10 protein-coding genes and 2 pseudogenes are annotated in these 18207 nt (G+C 62.3%); 5 read left to right on the forward strand and 7 right to left on the reverse strand.

All coding sequences use genetic code 11. The features are described 5' to 3' along the window. Positions 1 to 112: 112 nt before the first annotated feature. The 7 genes and pseudogenes from IPV69_RS02760 to IPV69_RS02790 all read right to left on the reverse strand — a co-directional run bounded on the left by IPV69_RS02760 (position 113) and on the right by IPV69_RS02790 (position 5409). Positions 113 to 1216, reverse strand: coding sequence for a kelch repeat-containing protein (locus IPV69_RS02760; RefSeq protein WP_206293386.1), 1104 nt, complete (start codon positions 1214 to 1216; stop codon positions 113 to 115). 91 nt (positions 1217 to 1307) lie between these two features. Continuing rightward, positions 1308 to 2468 carry a beta-ketoacyl synthase N-terminal-like domain-containing protein gene (locus IPV69_RS02765; RefSeq protein ID WP_315853148.1) on the reverse strand — a complete coding sequence of 387 codons (1161 nt, stop codon included), beginning with the start codon at positions 2466 to 2468 and terminating at the stop codon, positions 1308 to 1310. Positions 2469 to 2654: 186 nt separating this feature from the next. Then, a pseudogene (gene bioB, locus IPV69_RS02770) lies at positions 2655 to 3647 on the reverse strand (biotin synthase BioB); the annotation flags it as partial. A 148-nt stretch (positions 3648 to 3795) separates the two neighbouring features. Then, entirely contained in the window at positions 3796 to 4077 is a 282-nt protein-coding gene (locus tag IPV69_RS02775) for a hypothetical protein (protein WP_206293389.1), read from the reverse strand. A gap of 81 nt (positions 4078 to 4158) precedes the next feature. Next, complete coding sequence (locus tag IPV69_RS02780) at positions 4159 to 4449, reverse strand: hypothetical protein (RefSeq protein WP_206293390.1); 291 nt, start codon at positions 4447 to 4449, stop codon at positions 4159 to 4161. Between the two features lie 82 nt (positions 4450 to 4531). After that, positions 4532 to 4915: a hypothetical protein gene (locus IPV69_RS02785; protein ID WP_206293391.1), complete on the reverse strand. Its 384-nt coding sequence runs from the start codon at positions 4913 to 4915 to the stop codon at positions 4532 to 4534. Continuing rightward, positions 4912 to 5409 (reverse strand): HYExAFE family protein, encoded by a 498-nt coding sequence (locus tag IPV69_RS02790; protein ID WP_206293392.1) that lies wholly within the window; start codon positions 5407 to 5409, stop codon positions 4912 to 4914. The genes IPV69_RS02785 and IPV69_RS02790 overlap by 4 nt, the downstream gene beginning before the upstream one ends. 178 nt (positions 5410 to 5587) lie before the next feature. Here IPV69_RS02790 and rsmD point away from each other — a divergent pair. From rsmD to IPV69_RS02815, 5 genes and pseudogenes are all read left to right on the forward strand, one after another. Continuing rightward, positions 5588 to 6217 (forward strand): annotated as a pseudogene (gene rsmD / locus IPV69_RS02795) (16S rRNA (guanine(966)-N(2))-methyltransferase RsmD); the annotation flags it as partial. Then, a complete protein-coding gene (gene ispD / locus IPV69_RS02800; RefSeq protein WP_206293394.1) occupies positions 6214 to 6924 on the forward strand; it encodes a 2-C-methyl-D-erythritol 4-phosphate cytidylyltransferase in 711 nt (236 codons plus the stop codon). The pseudogene rsmD and the gene ispD, both read left to right, overlap by 4 nt. Before the next feature lie 311 nt (positions 6925 to 7235). Beyond that, on the forward strand, positions 7236 to 15671 hold the full coding sequence (locus IPV69_RS02805; protein WP_206293395.1) for an autotransporter-associated beta strand repeat-containing protein: 8436 nt from the start codon (positions 7236 to 7238) through the stop codon (positions 15669 to 15671). Positions 15672 to 15794: 123 nt separating this feature from the next. Beyond that, positions 15795 to 16442 carry a PEP-CTERM sorting domain-containing protein gene (locus IPV69_RS02810; RefSeq protein ID WP_206293396.1) on the forward strand — a complete coding sequence of 216 codons (648 nt, stop codon included), beginning with the start codon at positions 15795 to 15797 and terminating at the stop codon, positions 16440 to 16442. A gap of 128 nt (positions 16443 to 16570) precedes the next feature. Beyond that, on the forward strand, positions 16571 to 18193 hold the full coding sequence (locus IPV69_RS02815; RefSeq protein WP_206293397.1) for a hydantoinase B/oxoprolinase family protein: 1623 nt from the start codon (positions 16571 to 16573) through the stop codon (positions 18191 to 18193). The last annotated feature ends 14 nt before the right edge of the window (positions 18194 to 18207 follow it).

Consider the following 18207-nt stretch of genomic DNA (forward strand, 5'->3'; position numbering starts at 1 on the left):
TACTGACGACCTGTCCCAGCGTTTAGGTTACCTGGCCCGCGCGGGTTGGTTGACGACGCGATGAAGCGCGGAATGCGGCGCTGCGGGCCCCATTGCCGAGCCGCGCTGGAGCTCAGTCCGACAGCGCCCAGACCTCTGGCGACCGATAGCCAGGTCGGGCTTCGCCGGTCGGAACGATCCAGCGATGACGCCAGAAGGTTGCAGGCACGGTCGCCCGGGAGAACGGAAGCGGTCGATCGGCCGCACCGAGTACGCTCCACTGTTCCTGGCGCACGTCGAACACCAGTACGTCCCGCGGGAAGCCGGGATGCTGCGCAGGCGGTTCGAAGCCGACATGCGCGCCATCGTCGCCGCTGAGGACCAGCAGGTTCGATCCGCCAGACACCAGTGGAGCCGGCGATGCCGCGGCAACGGCCGGGCGGGGGAGATCAGCCAGTCGGGTCCAGCCGCGGTTGGGCGAATACTTCCAGGCGTCACGGAGATACTCGCGGGCGGCCTTGCCGTCCGTGGGGAACAGCCGGGCTCCACTGAAGAGGTAGAACGAATCACCCGCTGACCCCGCGACAGCGAGCATGCGCGGCGGACCGGGGCAGGGGGGAAGTTCACGCCAGCCGGCTTCAGGGTGATTGGTGTCCAGTGTCCAGAAGGAGTTCAAACACGTCGTCGAGCCGGGCATTTCGATTCCGCCAGCGATGTAGAAATGATCGCCGACCAGAGAACCGCTCATGAATGCGCATGGTTTGGGGAGTGGCGGCAGCGGCGTGATCGTGACCATGTTGTTCGCATAGCGAAGGCAGTAGACGTCACGGAAGTGCGCTTGGGCATCGCCACCGCCGGCGCAGATGATGCCGGCAGGTGTCGAGACGCTGAGGCCATAGGCATTGGATTTCGGCAGGTGTCCCGCGACTTTCCAGGTTCCCTCGGGCGACGGGAGGGCGTAGACAGTGTCGTACCATTTCTTAACGCCCCCTTCCCACGGCCGCTTATCGGGGAACTTGGCCCCGCCGGCCACGATCAGGGTGCCGTTGCTCACGCCGGCAAAGGGAGCGGCGAATCCTTCGTTGTCGGGTAGGGGGGCGAGCGACGTCCACTCAAACGTCATGGTTTGTGGCTTCGGTTGGCAGCCGCCACTACTCAGCAGCAGGATCAGCACTGAGAACCACGGCCATGGCGCAAGAATGCCGTGCATGGAGTGGCAGTGTACGGAACGTTTCAAGGTTACCCTCGCTCAGATGGCCGCGGGAGATCATGCACGCTGTTGGCAGTGGCTTCCAGCATCAAGTGCGATTCCCGCTTTGACACTGCGTCTATCTCGTTCGCAAGCTCACTGCGGCGGTCGCCCCGCCGAAGCCTGCTGCACAAGCGATGCTTCGGCTGATCGTTCTCGACACCGCATCACGCGAAAGGGTGGCTCGCGCTAGCGGCAGCGGCGACTCAAGTCCGGCGTTGCCGGGAACCACGCCCCGGCGGTGCATCATGACATTCAGTACGACTGAGATCAGTCCCGACGCGCCGAGCGAATGGCCGATCGCCCCCTTATGCGAGTACACGCTCGGTCGCTCGCCAGCGGCAGCGATATCAGAAAGTGCGGCGTCGATCGCCGAGGCCTCGGCCGCATCGTTGGTGACCGTTCCGGTGCCGTGGGCGTGAATTAGATCGACCGGGCCGCCGCCGATGGCCTCAGAAAGCACGCGCCGGATCGTCGCACCGTCGGGGTCGAAGCCGGTCAAATGGGCGGCGTCGCCGGCAAAGGCGCGACCGTCCAGGATAATGTCCCCAGGCGCGCTCTTCCCGGGCTCTTCGCTCCGCTCAAGTGTGATCGCGGCGGCGGCCTCGGACACGAGCAGGCCATTGCGGCTGACATCGAATGGTCGACACCGGAATCCCTTCGGCGCCAGCACGCCAAGCCGCCGAAAGCTTTGGAGAAAAACCGGGTGCAGTGATGATTCACTGGCGACGACCAGCGCACGGTCTGCGTCGCCGTGTTCTATCAGCATCGCGGCATGGATGAGTGCATGAAGCCCGCTGGCACAGGCGCCGCAGAACGTCAGTCGGGGTCCGTTGCCGTGACCCACGCCCTCAGCCAGGCGGGCGGCTAACGTGGAGATGCCGAAGCCGTGATGAAGTCGGGACAACTCCGGGAAATCAAGCCATTCGTCGACTGGTCCGCGGCTGGTGCCAACGACCAAGGCCGTACGATCGGTAGAGATGGCCCCTTGATACGAAGAAGTGAGTGATGCGGCGGCAAGCGCTTCGCGAGCGGCAATCAGGCCCGCAGCGCTCACTCGTCCGACATCGTCTTGATCGTTCGCAGACCCGGGTCGCGCCGGAAGACCGACGCGGGAATGATCGGCTATGAAATCGCCACGAAGCAACGCCGACCAGTTGGTCTCAACATTGCCGCCGAGTGGCGTGATCAGACCGACGCCACGAATGACGATCGAGGGTTTACGGGCCGCAGCTGGCAATCTTAACGCCCTTGTCGACAGGCCACTGGGTGTTATGGCAGCAGCATCCGGCTAGTCGATCGAGGGTGAAACCATCGCGGCTGATTGGCATGCCGTGTCCCGGCCACAGCAGGTCGATGCGACTTCCGACGTGTCGGCCGCCCCATCCCCGGCAGGACCGGAAATGGCATTGTGCCTGGTACGCTGTGGCTTGGCGTCCTTGAACGGCGGACGCATCGTCAGTCCGAGCTTTTCGAGCAGTGCCTTGTCTTCGTCGTACGCCGGTGACGGAACCGCCTTGGTCAGCATCACCTTGGTTTCGCTGGAGAAAATGGAGTTCGCACCAGCCATGAAGCACATGGCCTGTTCGGCCTCGCTCATCATCGCACGACCGGCTGAGAGGCGAACGACCGTGCGGGGCAACACGATCCGCGCCGTTGCGATCATGCGAACGGTTTCCCAGATCGAGACGTCGGCGTTGTCTGCGAAGGGCGTCCCCGGGACCTTCGACAGCACGTTCACCGGGAAGCTCTCGGGGTGTTCTTCGAGCGTGGCGAGCGTGTGCAGCATCGAGATGCGGTCGTCGGAGGTTTCGCCGAGGCCGAGAATGCCTCCTGAGCAGACCGTGACGTTGGTCTTGCGTACGTTGGCGAGTGTCTGCAGGCGGTCGGCGAAGGTGCGGGTGGTGATCACCTTGTCGTAGTGCGATTCAGACGTATCGAGGTTGTGGTTGTACGCATACAGACCGGCGTCATCGAGCTTCCTAGCTTGGTCTTCGGTCAACATGCCCAGGGTGCAGCAGACTTCGACGCCCATCTCCGTGACATCTTTGACCATGTCGAGAACGCGGTCGAACTGCTTGTTGTCGCGAACTTCCCGCCAGGCCGCGCCCATGCAGACGCGGGTCACACCCGACGCCTTGGCTCGCGCGGCGATATCGAGCACTTCTTGGCGGTCCATCAACGGACTGGCTTTGACTTCGGTCTGGTAGCGGGAGGACTGCGAGCAGTAGGAACAGTCTTCCGGGCACCCGCCGGTCTTGATCGAGATCAGCTTACAGACCTGGACTTCGCGCGGGTCATGGTGAGCGCGATGGACGGCGGCGGCACGGAAAACGAGGTCCATCAGTGGAAGGTCGTAGATCCGGCGGATTTCGTCGGGAGTCCAGTCAGTACGTACTGCATCGCGATCGGGAGACAAGAAAACCTCTTTCTGATCGGTGTTGACAAAGAAAGACCGAAACCTGGCCGAAGGCCGAGTTTCGGTCGTTGCAGTGTCGCCAGAATGGCTCGTACAGGCAAGTCGCTGGGCAATAGTCGGACGGTCAAAAGCCCGACTGTTGACGCGACTATCGTCCGCCCTTGAAGGCGTCCATGATCGAACGCGGAGCGGTCATGGGGACCACTGCCCGGCGATTCGGGTCGTAGTTCATGACGACCATGTTGCCGGTCCGGTTGTCGAGAATGTAGAGCGCCTCGCCGCCCTGTGCGGTGCGGGCGGTGACGGCGGTGAAGTCGTTATCTTTTACGACCAAGCCGGCCTGAGCGGTGCGGGGTTGCAGGAGGTTCGCCGCAAACAGGACGACCGCGCTGACCGACAGCACGCCGATGGTGAATAGCTTTTTGTCCATGGGAGTTGGTTTCAGAAGTTTGTGTCGTTTTCGCGATGCGCGAGGAATCGTAACTACGGAATCGAAAGTACCGACCCGCCGTTACTTACGCGGGGGCACGCCACCGGCATTGAAGATGCGGCCGAGGTCGATCGGGGCCATCATTTCAAGGGCCTTGCCGTTGCCACCGAGCGTGGCAGCGCTGAGTTGCTGGTTGCGGCCGTCGATGAGCCAGATGACGGCGTTGTTACCGCCGACGATCTCTCCGGGGATCATCAGATAGTCGCCGGGCCGCTGGGCCTGCGCTTCGGCCGGTTGGACCATCGGGGCCACGAGTCCAATCGCTAGCAACAGATTCAGCGCACCCAGCGCCCAGATCACTTTGTTCTGCATAGAGTTCTCCTCGGCGGTCAAAGATGGAACGTCGAACGTGACGGTTGTTGTATTAGACACGCCCACCCGCGCGGTGGCGAGATTATTCACGTTTTGCGGTTTTGAACAGCGCGGAACACCCGATGACGACCAGGATGAAATAGACAAACCAGAGCGGGGTTGTCGAATCTTTTTCAATCCCGACGGTCGCTTCGTATCCAAACAGTCGGCCGTCCATCTCGGTATTCGGATCGATCTTGCTTTGCGCCATGACGCTCGGACTGGCCGCAAGAAGCATGACGACGGTCAATACCGCGGCGCAGAGCAACCGACGCAGCGAGCTGCTGAACAGAAGGGATCGGCCTCGAAGTCGAACGGCAGCAGTCATGTCCGGTTCCTCAGACGCACAGAGATACGACAGTTGAAGTTGCGGAAAGGCTGAAGCATCAATCGCCATCGGAAAAACACCTTGCCGCACAAGGATCATAACCACGCATCAATCGGCCGGGCAAGTGAGCGAAAGTGTTCCGCCGGCAGGGCAACCGTCTCCCATTTTTCCGATCGACGCCGCATATGATTGCGGTACTCGGCAAGATCGACACCCACCATGTAGTACCATCGCCCTTTAAACTCGAACATGCCGGTCTCGGGCGTCAGCGGCGGATCGATCCAATAGACAAATGACAGAACGGCCTTGTAGCCATCACCGAAAACCTGCTCCCATTGCGCCAGATCATTGACGTCCTGTTCAGTGGCCCAGGTTTCAAAGCCGCTGCGTGACGATCGATTGCGGACCTGTCGTCCTTTGACGTCGACCAGCAGATTCGGGCCTGATTTGCTGTAGACGACGAAATCGAAGCTCTTGAGTTTCGCGCTGGCAAACAGAGCCCTCTTGGCTTCGTCTACGACGACGCAGGGAATCCCCCGGTCGCGAAGGAAAGCCTCGAAAGCGGCTTCGTAATGGACAGTTCGGTCGGCCATAATGGCGAGCAGTCGGGTGGCGACGAAGGTGCGTACTCGAACGAAAGAGCCGGACCGAAGCAGTTCGCAGACTCTTGGCGTTTCGACGTCTGGATCCCGTTATTTCCCCTAACATACACGGTGTGCGCAGGTCCGCAAGTATTATGACTTTTCGCGGAACGCGGACCGTCCGCTACAGTCCGGTCAGGTCATCATGCGCATCATTGCCGGCGAATACCGCGGTCGTAAGCTGCTTCCCCCCGAAACCGACGCCACGCGCCCGGTCACCGATCGCGTGAAGCAGTCGTTGTTCGATATCCTCGCACCTGTTCTCCCGGAGGCGCGGGTGTACGACTGCTTCGCGGGTACCGGGAGCATGGGGCTCGAATCATTGAGCAGGGGCTCGACGCATGCGACATTTTTCGAGACCGACCGATCGGCGGCTGCGCGTCTGCGCCGGAACATCGAGACGCTTGCCGTCGCCAAGCTAAGCACTGTCGTCACGCTCGATATCTTTCGCTGGTTCGCGACGACGCCAAGCCTGCCGGACGAAAGGCGGATCGACGTCATCTTCCTAGATCCGCCTTACCGGTTTCTACGCGAACGGCCGGATGACCTTCGAACTCTCGCTGCCGCGATGGCGGCATATCACCTCAAGGCCGACGGCGTGATCGTGTTTCGGCATGACGCCGCCGACCAACTGGAACTTCCAGGATTGCGAATTGCCGACGAACGCCTTTATGGTGGCATGGCGTTGAAGTTTCTACGTGTCGTGCGATCCGACATGGCGCCACAGATCGCTCCGGAACCTCCCGAACCTTCCTTATGACGCTCCCACAATTCACGCTCGTTCTTCCCGCCGCAGGAACCTCGTCACGGTTCGGGTCCAACAAGCTGTTGGCTTCGCTCGGTGGCGAGACTGTTTTCAATCGGACGCTTAATGCATTCCTCGCCCACCCGGCATTGGCGGGCGTGGTCGTGGCGACTCAGGATCCCAACGCGCTGCGACAAGCGAGCATTCGAACGCTCGACAAGTTCGAAGCGAGAGGAATCCCCGTGCAGTTCGTCGCCGGTGGCGATTGCCGAGCGCAAAGCGTCGCCAATGCCGTGACGGCGGCCGCCGCGGATATCGAGTGGATTGCCGTGCACGATGCCGCGCGACCGCTGGTGTCGGCCGAACTGATCAACCGAACACTTCTCGCCGCAGTCGAGCATGGCGCCGCTGCGCCGGCGATGGCGGTGACATCCACCGTCAAGCAGACCGCAGGCCCTTTGCCGGCGCAGGTGCTCCGCACCATCTCGCGCGAAACACTCTGGGCACTGCAGACGCCGCAAATCGCGCGGCGATCCGCACTGCTCGATTCAATCGGACGATGCCCCGTCCCTCTCTCAAGTGTGACAGACGATCTTCAACTGATCGAGCTCAACGGCGGCGACACCTGGCTTGTGGTTGGTGATGAGCGCAATATCAAACTCACCACGTCATCCGACCTCGCCATTGCCGAATCGTTGCTCGCGCGAGTACCTACTGCGTGACGCCGTGGGCACCGCGAACTGACCGCCTCTCCACCTTCCTTGAGATGAAGTGCGCGCGAATCGGCGTTGCACACACAATCTTCATCAACGACTCACGACAAATATAAGACCAACTCACGCGAGCCATACATCCGCGTCATAACGTTCCTGCTGAAAGTCCTGTCCAGCGCTTCGTCAAGTCCAGACGACTGAAGCCTTTAGGGAAATCCCGTCCATGAAAAGGGCGGAATTCTCCGGGCTACCGGTCTAGGCGTGCAGGGCGTTCGGGCGTGGCAATTCGAATGGCCTTTATTCTTCCAGGAGTCGGAAAAGTGTTCATCAATCAGAAGTCGGCGAAGCGGCGGCGTGCGGTTCTTGCGGCAGTGGCAGGAGCGATCGCCACGGCCCCCGTGGCGGCACAGGCCCAGTCCACTTGGACTGCGACGACAAGCGGCACTTGGACAAACGTCGCCAACTGGAACGGCGGCAGCGGCCCGGCCCCCGTCTCCAGCCAGACCGCCGCCCTGATCTTCAACGGAACTACGAACTACACCGCGACGAACAACCTGGTCGGCGGATTCAGCATTAACACGCTGACTTTTGCCAACACCGCCGGCACCGCAACGCTCGCCGGCAATGGCCTGGACTTCAACGGCGGCGGAGCAACGATCACCACCACCGCCGGCGGCATCGGCGTTATCAACATGCCGATCGCCAACATCAGCACGTTGAAAATCGAAGGCAGCGGCATCGTATACCAGAACAGCAACAGCACGGCTGTTACAGGCATTGTTGAGGTCAACGGCGGAACACTGATCAGCTCCTCAATTGGTGCCGGCACCTTCAACTTCAACCCCAACTCGATTGTCGTCAATAACGGCGGGACCTATCAATTCGGCGACAGTTCCGGCGGTGACCCGAACCTGCCGAATTCGACCTACATCACCGCCAACACCGGCGGAAACGTCATCTGGGACATCGGCGAAACCTTCGGTGGCTTCATTCTCAAGGGCGGCACCGTCACGCTTCGCGGTGGTGGCTTGACCCTCGCCGGCACAGCGCTAAGCGAAGTTCAGTCCGGCACGATCGGCATCACAACCGCGGTTCGGAATATCGGCGGCACCGTTGGCATCCGCAAGACGACGGCCGGAACGGTCACCGTCAATGGTGCGGCCCTGACGACCACCGGCAACCTCTCCATTGAAGAAGGAGTTCTTGAAACCGATGGTGGGCTCGGTACGGCCGCCCTCAACGGTGACATTGTCCTGGGAACTGCGGCCGCAACCACTGGCACATTCCGCTATACCGGTGCTGCCGGCGCGACGGTCACCACGACCAGGAATCTCACCCTCAACAACACCGGCGGTACGATCGACGTCGCTAACGCCGGTGCGACCTTGAGCATCTCCGGAACCGCCGGCAACGCCGACGGTAGCACCGGCGTCCTGACCAAGACCGGCGCAGGCACCCTGTTCCTCTCCGGGCCGCTTTCGCAGAGTTCGACGACCTTGGTTAACGGCGGCACCCTCCGGGTCAACCCGGTGATTTCCACGGCTGGATTCAACGTGGCTGCGGGCGCAAAGCTTGCCGTCAACAGCGGTGCCGGCACCGCGACCCTCGCCGTTCCAAACCTCACCCTTGCCTCTGCAACGTCAACGCTTGAACTGGCCCTCAACTCCGCCACCGCCCCGACGGTTCCGCTTCTGAATGTCACTGCACCCAACGGGTTCGTTCTGGGTGCTGGCGTGATTCAGCTCACCAATACTCAGTCAATTCCTGTCGGCACCTACACGCTGGTGGACTACACCGGTACGGCGATCGGCTCCGGCGTTAACATTCAGCTGCCGGCTCGAGTCGCTTCCACGATCAGTTACGACACCGTCGGGACCAAGATCGACCTGACGGTCACCAGCGTCGACACTGTCAAGTGGAACGGCAGCATTTCAGGGGTCTGGGACACGGGCACTGCAGAGAATGTCGGTGGCACGAACAACTTCAAGCTATCGAGCAATGGGAACCCGACGAATTTCATCGCGAGTGACGTCGTCACCTTCGACGACACCGCCGCCGGCCCTAACTTCAATGTGGATATTGCCGCGGCCGTCCAGCCCTTCTCGGTGACGGTGAACAACACCACCCAGGCCTATACGTTCTCGGGTGTCGGGGCGATTTCGGGAGTGACGGCAGTCACCAAGACGGGAACCGGGACTCTGACCGTCGCCAACAACAACACCTACACGGGAACGACGACGATTAGCGCCGGAACGGTGCAGGTCGGTGCTGGTGGAACAACCGGCAGCCTGGGTACTGGTGCCGTCGTCAATAATGGTACGCTCACGTTCGATCGTTCCGACGGTGTCTCCTTTGCCAACGCAGTCTCCGGCACCGGAACCATTAACAAGAACAACGCCAATACGCTCACGTTCCTCGGTAGCAGCACGTTCACGGGGACGCTCAACGTCAACGCCGGCACGTTTGTTCTGAACGACCTGGGTGCCGGTGGCGACTTGAACGCGTCGCTGATCAACGTTGCCAACGGTGCCAAGTTCCTGTTCGGAGGACCCACCGGCGTTAATCCTGACTTCCCAGCCACCACGCTAATTGACGTCGCCAGTGGCGGCGAGCTCGAATTCCAGATCGGTGAAGACCTCGGTGCCATTCGGCTCAAAGGTGGCACGCTTCGATTGACTGGCAATGCCGCAGGTATTTCGGCCGGACTCGCGACGACTGGCACACCGACCTTCGCGGGCCTTGCAGTGGAGTCCGGTACGGTTCTCGCGGCCAATGTCGGTACAGGCACCGGAGCGATCACAGGTAACGCCGCCAATCCGCTCACGAAGACGACCGCAGGCACGCTGACCTTCACCGGCCGCGTCAGCGTCGCCGCCGCGATGCCCATCAATCTCCGCGAAGGTACGTTGGTCGTCGATGTTGTGAACTATCCGACACCCGCGGCCGGAGACACGGCCACACCCGCCGCGATGACACTCGGCGGTGCTACAACCGCCGCTTCAATTCAAATGTCCGGCACCGGCGCGGTGACTTCGGCCAGACCGCTCATCATCGGGGCCGGCGGTGGAACGCTGGAGATCTCTGACGCCGCCGCGACCGTCACCCAGACCGGTGCCGTCAGTGGCAGCGGAACATTCACCAAGACGGGTGCCGGCACGCTGACCTGGACGCCCGCCGCCACCTTTACCGGCCAGACCGTAATCAGCGCCGGCAAACTACGCGTTTCCGCCGGAACCGCTGGCGGGTCGTACACGCTGGGATCAGGCGTTTCGATGACCGGCACCTACGGCACGACCGCCGCATCAGTGATCGTTCCGGCACTCACACTCAACAGCGGCGGCAATACCCTAGCCTTTGAACTGACCGGTGCAGCCAACCCGACCGTGCCGCTGCTGAACGTCACCGGCAACAATGCACTGAACCTCGCCGGCGGTGCCCATACGCTTACACTGACGTCCACCGGCAGCCTGACCAACGGCACCTTCTCGCTGATAGCCTACAACGGTAATGCAATCCCCTCGGGATTCTCGCTGGTGAGTACACTGCCGGGCCGAGCCATCGGTACGCTTGCCTACAACTCCCTAAGCGCAACATCACACTCAATTAACGTAGTAATCAGCGGCTCCGACACCACCAAGTGGGCCGGGACGATCTCGTCAGATTGGGATCTAGGTACGGCCCCGAACGTCGGCGGCACGAACAACTTCGCCCTGACATCGAACAGCACAGGGACGAACTTCGTTGCCGGCGACAATGTCACCTTCGATGACACGGCTTTGGGGACCGCCCGCACCGTCAACCTGACGACAAACCTCGCGCCGGCCGCTGTCACGGTGAACTCGGCTACCACCTACACCTTCCAGGGTACAGGGTCAATCGCCGGGTCGTCTTCCCTTGTAAAGCAGGGTGCCGGCACGCTCATTGTGAACACCAACAACACCAACACCGGTACGACGACCGTCAGCGCCGGAACCCTTCAGATTGGTGCCGGTGGGACGACGGGTGCGATCGGAACCGGCGCGGTCATCAACAACGGAGCCATCGTCGTCGATCGTTCTGGCACCACTACCATCGGCCCGATTTCGGGTACTGGCACTCTCACCGTTAACGCTGGCGCAACGCTGACACTGAACTCCGCGAGCAACTCTACGTATGCTGGCACCATCAATGGCGACGGCGTCCTGACCAAAGCCGGAACCGGCACGCTGACGCTGACAGGCAACAGCACTTTCACGGGCGGAATGACTATCAACGCAGGTACGGTTCAGGTCGGCAGTAACGGTACCGTCGGGACGATCGCCGGCAGCGTCGCGATCGCGGCTGGCACGCTCACGTTCAATCGCTCGAACGATGTCGCATTTGCGGGCAACCTCAGTGGTGTCGGTACGCTGAGCAAAGTGGGCGCGGGCAAGCTGACGCTGGCGGGCGACGTCAGCAGCTATCGCGGTGCGACGACCGTGACGGCTGGATCCCTCGAAATCAGCACGCCGTCACCGGCATTTCCTTCGGCAATCACGCTCGGTGCCAATCCGCTCCTGATCAATCAGGCGACTTCGCTGACCATGTCCGGCGCGATCTCCGGCACGGGCATCATTACCAAGTCGGGCGTGGGCGCTGTGCGATTGACCGGACCTTCCACCGGGTTTACCGGGACGATCAACATCAACGCCGGGTCGCTCGTTCTCACGGACGAACTGGGCTCCGGCGGCGACATCAACGCCACGTCCATCGTTGTCAACGCCGGCGGCAACTTCACCTTCGGCAACAACCCCCCGTTCAGCGGCGAGAACCCCGACCTGCCTGATCCCACCTTCATCACAATCAACACAGGTGGCACGGTCACATGGAACGTGGGCGAAAACTTTGGCGGTATGGCAATCAAGGGTGGCGCTGTCACGGCCGGGCAGAACATGGCCTGGACGAACGGCGTCACGGCTTCGCTCTTTGAGTCGGGGACGCTGTCGGCCTCGCCGCTGACCAACCCCGCCGTTACCGGTGCCGCCGCTGTGGAAAAGAAGACGGCCGGCGTCCTCACCATCGACGGCCTCGCGCTGAACAACACCGGCGGCGTCAGCATCCAGGAGGGAACGCTCGCCACCAACTTCGACCTGAGCCCCTCCGGCAGCCTTTCGTTCGGCACCGCGACGACCAGCGGAACGCTCAAGTACTACGGTTCTACTCGCACCCTCAACAAGCCCATCGTGACCACGGGCCTTGGCGGGACGATCGAAGTCACCGACCCCGCCGCGACGTATACCTACTCGAGCTTTACCAGCGGGAACGGCAGTCTGACCAAGACCGGTCCTGGCATCCTGGCGCTGGTCAACAGCAACACGCACACGGGCGGCACCACCGTCTCCGCAGGTACGCTCCAGATCGGCAACGGCAGCAACACGGGGTCGCTGGCAGGTGATATCGTGAACAACGCCACCGTCGCCTTCAACCGCACGGACGAGTACACGTTCGGCGGTGCGATTTCCGGCACGGGCGCGGTGAGCAAGCAGGGTTCCAACACCGTAAACCTGACGGGTGCACTGTCGTACAACGGCCCGACCACCATCGACAGCGGCACGCTTCGAGTCACCCCGTTCACAGGTGGCGCGATGACCGTCGGCGGTGGCGCGACCCTGGCCGTCTCCAACGTGGCCGTCCCGGGAACGCTTACGCTGAGCAGCCTGGCTCTCAACAGCACCGGATCGACTATCCGTCTGGAGCTCGACTCCGCAGGTAATCCGACCGCGCCGCTCATCAACGTGACCGGCACGAACGGCATCAACCTCAACGGTGGAGCCCACACGATCAACGTGTTCAACAAGCAGGCTCTGTCAGTCGGAACCGTTACCCTGATCGACTACACGGGCAATCCGATCAGCAGCGGCTTTACGCTGACCGGACTCCCGGCACGCATCTTCAGCTCGCTCGTCTACAACACAGTCGATACCAAGATCGACCTGAACATCACCGGTGTCGACTCGACCATCTGGAGTGGCGCGCTCTCCAGCGACTGGGACAACGGCACCGGAATCGATGTCGGCGGAACCAAGAACTGGAAGCCCGCGAGCAACACGACCCTCACCACGAACTTCGTCACCAATGACCAGGTGCTCTTCGACGACACCGCCAACGGGACCGGACCGGTCACGGTCAACCTGGTCCAGTCGGTGTTGCCGTTCCTCGTGACCGTCAACAACCCGACACGGAACTACACGTTCCAGGGTGACGGGCTGATCAGCGGAACAACTTCGCTAACCAAGCTCGGCAACGGTTCGCTGACCTTGGCGAACAGCAACAATTACACCGGCGGGACCACCATCAACGCCGGCACGGTTACCGTCGGCACCGGCGGAACGGTCGGCGGAATTGGAAGCGGCGCAATCGTCAACAACGGCACCCTGGTGTTTAACCGTTCTGATGACCTCAACTTCGACAGCAACATCTCGGGCACCGGCAGCTTCACCAAGCTCGGGAACAATCTGCTGACCGTGAACGGGCTCTACACCCTCAGCGGCACCACCACGATTTCCGGTGGCAAACTGGCACTGGGTTCGGCCGGCTCCTACAACTTCGACGGCACCACCGCTGGTACCGGTACCCTCGAGAAGCTCGGCGACGGTGTGCTCACCGTTACCAACACGCTGGCCCACACCGGCGGGACCAACATTTCGGTCGGGACCTTGCGAATCGGCAATGGCGGTACGACCGGTTCTGTCACCGGCAACATTACGATCGCTAGTGCCACCCTCGCGTTCAACCGAACTGACACGACGACCCTGACCGGCAATATCAACGTCACCGGTACCGGTGTGATCGCCGCCGTGCTCGGCAACACCACGATGACGAATCTGAAGTCGTTCCCCTCCGGTGTCATGTCGGTCGCGGCCGGTGCGACGCTCGGCATCCAGAACGATGGCTATGATCTGACGACCGACGCGGCATTCACCGGTGTCGGCACGGCGGTCAAGTCCGGCAGTGGCCTGCTGACCCTGACGGGCACAAGCAACGGTTTCGCCGGCACGTTCGTCGTCAATGGCGGTACCGTCCGACTGACCGACGACGTCGGCGGTGGCGGCGGTGACCTCAATGCAGCATCGATCATCGTCAATAACACGGGCAAGTTCGAGTTCTTCGGCTCCGACAACCCCGACCTTCCCGACACCACCGTCTTTACCGCCAATGCCGGCGGCACGGTCGAAGTCACCGAAGGCGAAAACTACGGCGGCCTGAATCTCAACGGCGGTGCCTTCACCTCCAACGTCAACAACAACTTTGCGGGCGGAGTTACCTCGGTCTGGCAGTCGGGCACGGTCTCGGGCATCGGCACCGCGGTCGGCTCCATCGGCAGTGGCGGTGCAATTCAGAAGACCACCGCGGGCACCGTGACCGTCACCGACGCCACCATCAACCTGACCGGCGGCATCGCGATCGAGAACGGCGTCCTCAGCACCAACACCGCGATCACGAACAGCACGATTACCTTCGGAACCACTGGCGTCGGTGCCACCAAGGGCACACTTCAGTACCGCGGGGCCACTGCGACCCTAGCCACGCCTGTTGTGCTCAATACCGGCGGCGGCGTGATCGACGTCTCGATCGCCGGTACGATCTACACGGTTTCGAACGTTGTTTCGGGTGCCGGTGGAATTGCCAAGGATGGTCCAGGCACTCTTGTCCTCAGCAACGTCGCCAACACCTACACCGGGGCGACCGAGTTCAAGGGTGGCGCGCTCCGCGTCAACACCCTGGCCAACCTCGGCACCGGCGACGGTGGCCTGGTCTTCAGCGGTGGCACCTTGCTGGCCAACGCGGCACTGACCTTCCCGGCCACCGGTGGTACCCCGACCCGTGTTGTGACCCTGACACCGGCCACCACCGGTACCGTCGATACAGCCGCTTTCAACGTGGCCTTCCAGCAGAACGTGACCGGCGGCGGCAGCATCGCCAAGACCGGCACGGGAACGCTGACGCTCAGCGGCACCAACACCTACACCGGCGGGACCAGTGTCGCCGGCGGCACGCTCGTCTCGACGACCTCGCTGGCTAGCAGCGTGGGGCCGATGTCCGTGAGCAACACCGGGTCGCGGTTGGAGGCCCCGAAGATCGCACCTTCTTCCCTCGCGATCGACGCCGGCGCTTCGGTGAAGCTGACCAACGTCGATACCTTCGGCAACCTCACCGGTCGCAGCACGGTGGGCACGCTGAACAACCTGGGCCTGTTCGACATCGGCGCCACCGGCGTCGTGATCGCCAATGCGACTGAATCGGTGATCCGGATTCAGCTCCAGACGGCGCGGGCCGAAGTCGCCGGGTCCGCCACCTGGAGCGGTTCGACGGGCATCACCAGCTCGGCGGCCCAGGCCGACCCGAGCCGTCGGGCGGTGGGTTACTCGGTCGCCGGCCCGCAGATCACGCTGGCCTACGCAATCCTTGGTGACGCCAGCCTGGACGGTACGGTCAACATCACGGACCTGGGTCTGCTGGCCCAGAACTACAGTCAGAGCAACCGCAACTGGGGCACCGGCGACTTCAACTATGACGGCGTGGTGAACATCAGCGACCTTGGGTTGCTGGCGCAGAACTATAGCCAGTCGTTGACGGCGGGCGGCGGAGGTGGCGCGTTCGATCCGTCCGCATACTCGGCCCAGTTCCAACTGGACTTCCGGGCAGCGTTCGACGCGGCGGCGGTCCCCGAACCGACCTCCATCGCCGCACTTGCACTGGCCGGTGTCGGCCTGCTCGCCCGGCGTCGCCGTCGCTGATCAACCCGAACCTCACACGTCGCCAACCAGAATTGAAGACCCCGAACTCTGTGTCGTAGTTCAGAACGTTTTGGAGAGAAAATGAAGCCTTTGAAAATGTCGTATGTTTTGGCTGTAGTTTCGATGGCGGCAGTGACCATTCCCGCTAGCGCGGGCTTCGATATCACGACCACCCGCGCACCCAGTACCTCCGACGCAACGAAGCAGGTTATCCGCTTCTTCGCGTTGAATACCGGCAACGGCTCCGGTACCAGGGTTCAGACCGGCAGGGTCACGATTACGTCCATTAGCGCACCGTTGACGTTCCAGACGGGCGTGGACACCAACGGAGACTTTGAAAATGACGTCAACGTGACCGGCGTGGCAATCAGCGTTACGAACACAGGACCAGCCGGCTCGTTCATTCGGTTCGGGCAGGCCCAGCCCGGGGTCATTGCCGAGACCACGCCCCCGTATCTCGGCGGGCCCGGGTTCGATCCTGCTCCGGCATTTGCAAACCTCAGGAGCTTTACCGTCGACATGGCGTACCTCGGTACTGTCACTGTTCCCGGCGGACCAGATGCGTCGGTGACGCCTCAGCATGTCGCTACCGCACTGGTTCCGATCGGAACAGAAGTACGATTCACTGCCACCCTCCGCGGCGACGTCGGACCGGAGTTCCAAGTGTCGCTGAACAACGTGCCCGAACCGGCGACCGCTGGCGTCATGGCGATCGTCGGTCTCGGCCTGCTCGCCCGCCGTCGCGGCCGTATCGCGATGAATGCTGCCTGAGTGACGCAACACGAGAGGATTCGTACCGAAATCTCGATCATCTGACTTACTGAAACGGCGGCCGATCCTCTCGGCCGCCGCTTCAGCATTTGCATCGCAGCCCATCCTCGGGGAGCCTTGCAAGTTCTATGGTTTGCGACCCCATCGAACTCGAAATCCTCCGTAACCTTTTCGAAGCCGCTGCAGAAGAGATGGGCATCACCCTCGCCCGCGTTGCCTACTCTGCGAACATCAAGGAGCGGCGGGATTTCTCCTGCGCACTGTTCGACGCCAATGGCCAACTGCTCGCCCAGGCCGCCCACATTCCGGTTCATCTCGGGTCGATGCCCGCCTCGGTCGCCGCGGTGCGGCAGCGGCTGGGCGATCTTGCCGAAGGTGACGTGGCAATCGTCAATGACCCTTTCGCCGGTGGGACGCATCTTCCGGATATCACGATTGTTTCACCGATCTACGCGACGGACGAAGCTGCCGCGTCCGGTTCAGCTGAGGACTCGACCGGAACTCAGACGACAAGTAAGTCGCAACTGATCGGGTTTGCAGCGAACCGGGCGCACCACGCCGACGTCGGCGGCGCGTCGCCGGGATCGATGACGCTTTCGACTCATATCGATGACGAAGGTCTGCGTCTGGAGCCGGCGCTGCTGTATCGCGGCGGCGTGCGTGACGAGGTGCTGTGGCTACGGATTATCACTTCCGTCCGTACGCCAGAAGAGCGCGTCGGCGACCTCGAGGCCCAGCTCGCTGCGAATGCGGTCGGTGCCCGCGCATTGCAGCGGATGGCGCAGCGACGTGGCCGCGAGACAGTGATGCGGTACGGCGGCGCACTGCAGGACTACTCTGCCAGCTTTATGGCTGCGACAGTCGCGGCAATACCGGACGGGGTTTACCGGTTCTCCGATGCAATGGATGGCGGTCGCGATCACGCCGCCGTCAGAATTGATGTGGTGCTGACCGTAGCCGGCGATCGCGTGACCGCTGATTTCAGTGGCTCCGGTGATCAGGTCGCCGGCTGCATTAACTGTCCGGAAGCTGTCACTCGTTCGGCGGTCTACTACTGCCTCTCGTGCCTGCTTGAGCCGGGTGTGCCGCTCAACGGCGGGGCGTTTCGGAACATCGACGTCATCACCCGGCCCGGGTCGGTCGTTCACGCCGTCCATCCCGCCGCGGTCGTCGCTGGCAATACTGAGACGAGCCAGCGCGTCGTCGACGTTGTATTCGGTGCACTTGCCCAGGCGATGCCGGGTCGCATTCCCGCCGCCAGTTGCGGCACGATGAGTAGCGTTGCCCTGGGCGGTGTGCGCGCCGACGCGACACCCTGGACCTACTACGAGACGATCGGCGGTGGTAGCGGTGCCAGTCCCGACGGCGACGGCGCATCGGCGGTCCAATGCCACATGACCAACACGCTCAACACGCCTGCCGAGGCGATCGAACTGCAGTACCCGCTACGGGTCCTTCGTTTCGAGCGAGCAGCGGGTACCGGCGGGGCGGGACATCATCGTGGCGGCGACGGCATCGTCAGAGAGATCCTGGCGCTGTCGCCGTGCGAAGGCACGATCCTTGCGGACCGGCGCAATAGTGTGCCTTTCGGTCAGCGCGGCGGGGAACCGGGTGCGGCCGGCAGAGACGTGATCGTTTCGGCGGATGGCACGGTCACACCGATTGCCGGTCGATCCAGGTTCGTCCTGACCGCCGGCGATGCGCTTCGGATTCAAACCCCAGGCGGAGGCGGGTACGGCGTCGCGACCTGACGTGCCAAGCGCAC

Source organism: Humisphaera borealis, from assembly GCF_015169395.1.
Classification (GTDB): domain Bacteria; phylum Planctomycetota; class Phycisphaerae; order Tepidisphaerales; family Tepidisphaeraceae; genus Humisphaera; species Humisphaera borealis.